The sequence below is a fragment of the Mycobacterium sp. genome (assembly GCF_035640695.1).
In the GTDB taxonomy this organism is placed as follows: Bacteria; Actinomycetota; Actinomycetes; order Mycobacteriales; family Mycobacteriaceae; genus Mycobacterium.
Map to the genome: position 1 here is coordinate 23,981 of NZ_DASQVQ010000063.1, position 6,293 is coordinate 30,273.

Sequence of the window (6,293 nt, forward strand, 5' to 3'; positions counted from 1 at the left end):
AGTTTAGAGAGGACGAAAGATCGTGACTACCTTCGACGGCGACACGCCCGCGGGTGAAACCGTCGACGTGATCGACGAGACGAACACCGAGGCCGTCGAGCCCGAAGCCGCCGAACCCGAAGCCGCCGAGGACCAGGACCCGGCCGAGGCGCTGAAGAAAGAGCTGCGCACCAAACCCGGCGAGTGGTACGTCATCCACTCCTACGCCGGCTACGAGAACAAGGTGAAGGCCAACCTCGAGACCCGCGTGCAGAACCTCGACGTCGGCGACTACATCTTCCAGGTCGAGGTGCCCACCGAAGAGGTCACCGAGATCAAAAACGGCCAGCGCAAGCAGGTCAACCGCAAGGTGCTGCCCGGCTACATCCTGGTCCGGATGGAGCTCAACGACGAGTCATGGGGCGCGGTGCGCAACACCCCTGGCGTCACCGGCTTCGTCGGCGCGACATCGCGGCCATCGGCGCTGTCGCTGGACGACGTGGTGAAGTTCCTGTTGCCGCAGGGGCCGGCCAAGAAGGTCGCCAAGGCCGCGCCGGGTGCCGGCCCCGCCGAGACGGGAATCGAACGTGCCCCGGTTGAGGTTGACTTCGAGGTCGGTGAGTCGGTGACCGTGATGGACGGTCCGTTCGCGACGCTGCCCGCCTCGATCAGCGAGGTCAACGCCGAACAACAGAAGCTCAAGGTGCTGGTGTCCATCTTCGGTCGCGAAACACCTGTCGAACTGACCTTTACCCAGGTCGCCAAGATCTAGCCGATATCTAGACAAGATCTAGAAAGGACACCAACACATGCCCCCGAGGAAGAAAGTCGCCGGGCTGATCAAGCTGCAGATCCAGGCCGGCCAGGCCAACCCGGCCCCGCCGGTGGGTCCGGCGCTCGGCCAGCACGGCGTGAACATCATGGAGTTCTGCAAGGCATACAACGCCGCGACGGAGAACCAGCGCGGCAACGTGATCCCGGTCGAGATCACGGTGTACGACGACCGCAGTTTCACGTTCGTGCTGAAGACGCCGCCCGCGGCGAAGCTGCTGCTGAAGGCCGCCGGCGTGCCGAAGGGCTCACCCGAGCCGCACCGCGAGAAGGTCGCCAAGGTCAGCTGGGATCAGGTCCGTGAAATCGCCGAGACGAAGAAGGCGGATCTGAACGCCAACGACATCGACGCGGCCGCGAAGATCATCGCCGGCACCGCCCGGTCGATGGGCATCGCGGTCGAGTAGCCGAAGGCGGATCCACCCGACAACAGGGGCCGAGTATCCGCTTCCCCCGTGGCAGGGCCAGCTTCGGCCCGCATGACCACGACCAACGAGTGATTGGATACGAATGAGCAAGAACAGCAAGGCCTATCGCGCCGCCGCCGAAAAGGTGGACCGAACGCGGTTGTATACCCCCGTGGAGGCCACCAGGCTGGCCAAGGAGACGTCGTCGAAGAACCAGGATGCGACAGTCGAGGTGGCGATCCGGCTGGGCGTCGACCCCCGCAAGGCCGACCAGATGGTGCGTGGCACCATCAACCTGCCCAACGGCACCGGTAAGACCGCGCGAGTCGCGGTGTTCGCCGTCGGTGACAAGGCCGCCGAGGCCGAGGCGGCGGGCGCCGACGTGGTCGGCAGCGACGACCTGATCGAGCGGATCCAGGGCGGCTGGCTGGATTTCGACGCGGCGATCGCCACGCCGGATCAGATGGCCAAGGTCGGCCGGATCGCGCGGATCCTGGGCCCGCGCGGCCTGATGCCCAACCCGAAGACCGGCACCGTCACGCCCGACGTGGCCAAGGCCGTCACCGACATCAAGGGCGGCAAGATCAACTTCCGCATCGACAAGCAGGCCAACCTGCACTTCGTGATCGGCAAGGCGTCCTTCGACGAGAAGAAGCTCGTCGAGAACTACGGCGCGGCGTTGGACGAGGTGTTGCGGGCGAAGCCGACGGCGTCGAAGGGCCGCTACCTGAAGAAGGTGACGTTGTCGACGACGACCGGCCCGGGCATCCCGGTCGACCCGTCGATCACCCGCAACTTCGCCGACGCCTAACCGGCCGGCCTAACCGGCCGGCCTAACCGGCCGACCCAACCGGCCCGCCACACTCCGCGACCCGGCGGCGCAAAAACGCCCGCGCCGGATCAGATCCCGTCAGCGCCAACGCCCGCTGATACCACGGCAGCGCATCGGCTGCCCGCCCGTCGCGGCGCAGCAGGTCGGCCCTGATCGACGGCACCAGGCTCGACCGCGCCAGCCGCGGATCGTCGGCGACGCCGTCCAGCGCCGCCAGCCCGGCCGCATACCCGTCCCGGAAGCCGACGGCCACCGCCCTATTCGCCCGCGCCACCGGCGAATCGTTGATCTCCAGCAGCCGGTCGTACGCCGCGCAGATCGCGGCCCAATCGGTCTGTTCCCAGGTCGGGGCCGTCGCGTGCAGCGCCGCGATCACCGCCTGCGGCAGATACGTGCCCGTCGACCCGGCTGCCTGCTCCAGCCGTCGCAACCCACGCGCGATCGCGCCCGCGTCCCAGCGGCTGCGGTCCTGCTCGTCGAGCGGCACCAGCGCGCCTTGGGCATCCACTCGCGTCAGCCGGCGGGCGTCGTGCAGGGTAACGAGCGCGCACAACGCCTGTGCCTCCTTCTCGTCCGGCATCAACGCGGTCAGCTCGCCGGCCAGCCGCACGCCTTCGCCGCAGAGCTCGTCGCGGATCGCCGACGGGCCCGCGGTGGACCAGTAGCCCTCGGTGAAAACCGAGTAGATGCAGCCCAGCACATGCGACACTCGCCCGGGCAGCTGCTCGGGCGACGGCACCCGCAACGGGATCCGGGCGTGCCGAATCTTATTCTTGGCCCGGGTGATTCGTTGACCGACCGCGGCCTCGGTGTGCAGTAACGCACGGGCGATCTCCGCGACGGTCAGCCCCGACACCAACCGCAGCGTCAGCGCCAGCTGCGAGGCCCGGTCCAACGCCGGATGCGCGCAGGTGAACATCATGCGCAATTCGTCATCGCGCACCGAGTGCCCGAAGCCACCCGACTCTGCGCGGTCGACCCGTGCCCTGATCTCCTCGACCACGAACGCCAATTCCTTTCCGGGGCGCGCGGATTCCCGGCGCAGCCGGTCCAGCGCCCGGTTCCGCGCCACCGTCACCAGCCACCCGCCGGGATTATCCGGGACACCGTCGCGCGGCCACGCCCGCAGCGCTTCGGTGCAGGCCTCCTGGACGGCGTCCTCGGCGACGGTGAGGTCGCCGGACCACCGGGCGAGCGCGGCGACGGCCGGACCCCATTCGCGCCGAAAGACGCCGTCCAGAATGGTCATCGAGGCCTTACAGCCCCGAGATGCCCATCAGCTGACGAAGTTCCACCTTCGAAGCCGGAATCATCGAGGCGACCTTGATTGCCTCGTCCCGGTCGGCGACGTCGAGCAGATAGAAACCGTTGGCCACCTCGGCGCCCTCGACGAACGGCCCGTCCGTCAACAGCATCTGGCCGTCGCGCACCCGCACCGTGGTCGCGGTGGACGGCGGGTGCAACGCGGCGCCACCGTTGGTGCGATCGCCGGCCGCGGCCCCGAACCGGCCGTGCGCGGCAATCCCGGCTTCCCATTCCGGTGTGCCCGGTGCCACCGCGTTCCCCGGTGGCTCCAGGAGCAGGGCCAGCCAGTTGTTGCCGTCCACCGGCTTGGTCGGCGGGAAGTATTCGACGATCGGCCAGACCTCGACCTCGCCGACGCCGGCGTGCGGAATCTGGCGCGCGAGTTCCAGCGCGGCATCGAGGTCTGCGGCATCGAAGACGTAGTAACCGCCGGCGACCTCGGCGCTCTCGGCGAACGGGCCGTCGGTGACGACCGGGGCGTCCGGTCCGCCGGTGATCCGCACGCCGGCCGCGGCGGGGGTGAGCGCGTCGCCGGCCCGGATCGATGCGGCGTTGCGGGTGTGGAACTCCCGGTATGCCGCCATCTCGGCTTCCAGCGCGGCCGGGTCGGCTCGCCGTTCGGGCGCGTCGGACGGTGCGAGCAGCAGTGCGAAGTAGTGCATGGCGTGACCTCTCCGGTAGTGAGCGGAACCCTCTGCTCCACTCTCTACCCGTCCGACGAACGAGGCGGCCACAATCCGACACCTCAGAGCCGGCAAACAATGAATTCGCTAACACCACCGTGAGTAGGCGAAGGCTGGGACATCCAAACTTATCGTTTGCTGGGCCATATTTCTTTGTCGTTTCGGAAGCCCCGAATTTCGATGTGATGATAAATTCTCGGCGCAGTGCACGCCGAATTGATAAAGAAAGACGGAAGACAATATCGGCACAGGTCATTCACCGCCGGCAATGCGGCGATATCCACACCGTCGGCAATCAGTTGGCTTTCCTCACGACACGCCCGACTTGGTAAACGGGATTGACCTGATGGGCGGGCAAACTAAGCCGGGAGCCGCGCGGGTGGCTCGGGGAGGCGGCTTGTATGAGTAAATTCACCGCGAAAATGTACGAGAGCGCCCGCAACAGCGTCTACGGGATGGTCACGGGTGAGCCCGACGCCCCCGTCCGGCATACCTGGGGCGAGATACACGCGAAGGCCACGCGGATCGCGGGGGGCCTGGCGGCCGCCGGGGTGGTTCACGGCGACGCGGTGGGCGTCCTGGCCGGTGCCCCCGTCGAGATCGCGCCGACAGCACAAGCGGTGTGGATGCGCGGAGCCAGCCTGACCATGTTGCACCAGCCCACACCGCGCACCGATCTGCCCGTGTGGGCCGCCGACACGATGGGGATCATCGACATGATCGGGGCGAAGGCGGTCGTCGTCTCCGAGCCCTTCCTGGCGGCCGCTCCGGTTCTTCGGGATGCCGGCATCGTCGTCGCGACGGTCGCCGAGCTGCTCGCGGCCGATCCCATCGACCCCGTGGACACCGCCGACGACGACGTCGCGTTCTTACAGCTGACGTCCGGCTCCACCGGTTCCCCAAAGGCGGTCGTGATCACCCACCGCAACGTGGTGTCCAACGCCGAGGCGATGTTCGTCGGCGCCGAGTTCGATTTCGAGCGCGACGTCATCGTCAGCTGGCTGCCGCTGTTCCACGACATGGGCATGACCGGGTTCCTCACGGTGCCGATGTATTTCGGGGCCGAGCTGGTCAAGATCACCCCGATGGACTTCCTGCGCGACACGCTGCTGTGGGCCAGGCTCATCGACAAGTACAAGGGCACGATGACTGCGGCCCCGAACTTTGCCTATGCCTTGTTGGCCAAGCGGCTGCGCAAGCAGGCCCAGCCCGGCCAGTTCAACTTGTCCACGCTGCGCTGGGCGCTTTCCGGCGCCGAACAGGTCGAGCCCGCCGACGTCGAGGACCTGATCGACGCGGGCGCGCCGTTCGGGCTCAAGCCCGGGGCGATCCTGCCGGCCTACGGCATGGCGGAAACCACTGTGGCGGTGTCGTTTTCGAAGTGTGGCGGCGGTCTGGTCGTCGACGAGGTCGATGCCGACCTGCTGGCCGTGTTGCGCCGCGCCGTGCCGGTGAAACACGGCCCCACTACGCGGCTGGCCACCCTCGGCCCGCTCCTTCCGGGTCTGGATGGCCGCGTCGTCGACGAGGACGGCAACGTGTTGCCCGCTCGGGGCGTTGGCGTCATCGAGGTTCGCGGCGAGCCGGTGACCCCGGGCTACGTGACAACGGGCGGTTTCCTTCCCGCGCAGGACGAGCGGGGCTGGTATGACACCGGTGACCTCGGCTACCTGACCGAGGAGGGCCACGTCGTGGTCTGCGGCCGCGTTAAGGACGTGATCATCATGGCGGGCAGAAGCGTCTATCCGACCGACGTCGAGCGTGCCGCGGGCCGCGTCGAGGGAATCCGGCCCGGATGTGCGGTCGCGGTGCGGCTCAATGCCGGACAGACCCGCGAAACCTTCGCCGTGGCAGTCGAATTCAACGGCTACGACGATCCCGACCAAGTCCGCTTGATCAAACGCGCCGTCGCACACGAGGTTTTCGCCGAGGTCAACGCGCGCCCGCGCCGGGTAGTGGTGTTGGGACCGGGAACCATCCCGAAGACCCCGTCGGGCAAGCTGCGCCGCGCCTACGCGCTGTCGTTAGTGAGCTAGCCGCCGAGCTAGCCGCCGAGCCGGCCGGGCGGCCGCCGTTACTTCGCCAACGTGAACTGGTTGACGTCGATGTAGCCGGCCCGGAAACCGTCCGCGCAGCCGGTCAGGTATTTCATGTAGCGCTCGTAGACCTCTTCGGACTGGATCGCGATGGCCTCGTCCCTGCGGGCCGCCAGGTTGGCCGCCCAGGTGTCGAGCGTGCGCGCGTAGTGCGGCTGCA

The 6,293-nt window shown here is 67.7% G+C and carries 7 protein-coding genes; 4 read left to right on the forward strand and 3 right to left on the reverse strand.

Annotation, left to right across the window (positions count from 1 at the left end):
- Window positions 1–22 precede the first annotated feature (22 nt).
- The 3 genes from nusG (at window position 23) to rplA (ending at window position 2,028) form a co-directional block, all read left to right on the forward strand.
- Window positions 23–751: a transcription termination/antitermination protein NusG gene (gene nusG, locus VE759_RS07955; RefSeq protein WP_324929993.1), complete on the forward strand. Its 729-nt coding sequence runs from the start codon at window positions 23–25 to the stop codon at window positions 749–751.
- Window positions 752–788: 37 nt separating this feature from the next.
- A complete protein-coding gene (rplK, locus tag VE759_RS07960) occupies window positions 789–1,217 on the forward strand; it encodes a 50S ribosomal protein L11 (protein ID WP_324929996.1) in 429 nt (142 codons plus the stop codon).
- 103 nt (window positions 1,218–1,320) lie between these two features.
- A complete protein-coding gene (gene rplA, locus VE759_RS07965) occupies window positions 1,321–2,028 on the forward strand; it encodes a 50S ribosomal protein L1 (protein WP_324929999.1) in 708 nt (235 codons plus the stop codon).
- A gap of 22 nt (window positions 2,029–2,050) precedes the next feature.
- Here rplA and VE759_RS07970 read toward each other — a convergent pair whose 3' ends face one another.
- Window positions 2,051–3,298: an RNA polymerase sigma factor gene (locus VE759_RS07970; protein ID WP_324930002.1), complete on the reverse strand. Its 1,248-nt coding sequence runs from the start codon at window positions 3,296–3,298 to the stop codon at window positions 2,051–2,053.
- Between the two features lie 7 nt (window positions 3,299–3,305).
- Window positions 3,306–4,016, reverse strand: a complete 711-nt coding sequence (locus tag VE759_RS07975; protein WP_324930004.1) for a YciI family protein — start codon at window positions 4,014–4,016, stop codon at window positions 3,306–3,308.
- A gap of 422 nt (window positions 4,017–4,438) precedes the next feature.
- On the opposite strand from VE759_RS07975, the gene VE759_RS07980 reads away from it, so the two are divergent.
- The gene (locus tag VE759_RS07980) at window positions 4,439–6,073 is read left to right on the forward strand and encodes a fatty acyl-AMP ligase (protein WP_324930007.1); all 1,635 of its coding nucleotides are present in this window, start codon (window positions 4,439–4,441) and stop codon (window positions 6,071–6,073) included.
- A gap of 38 nt (window positions 6,074–6,111) precedes the next feature.
- Here the strand turns inward: VE759_RS07980 and VE759_RS07985 are convergent.
- The coding region (locus VE759_RS07985; RefSeq protein WP_324930010.1) for a class I SAM-dependent methyltransferase at window positions 6,112–6,293 on the reverse strand (182 nt) is incomplete at its 5' end.

Coding starts and splice junctions, on each gene's coding strand:
- rplK (WP_324929996.1), top strand. CDS start 789: ATGCCCCCGAGGAAGAAAGTCGCCGGGCTGATCAAGCTGCAGATCCAG.
- rplA (WP_324929999.1), top strand. CDS start 1,321: ATGAGCAAGAACAGCAAGGCCTATCGCGCCGCCGCCGAAAAGGTGGAC.
- VE759_RS07970 (WP_324930002.1), bottom strand. CDS start 3,298: ATGACCATTCTGGACGGCGTCTTTCGGCGCGAATGGGGTCCGGCCGTC.
- VE759_RS07975 (WP_324930004.1), bottom strand. CDS start 4,016: ATGCACTACTTCGCACTGCTGCTCGCACCGTCCGACGCGCCCGAACGG.
- VE759_RS07980 (WP_324930007.1), top strand. CDS start 4,439: ATGAGTAAATTCACCGCGAAAATGTACGAGAGCGCCCGCAACAGCGTC.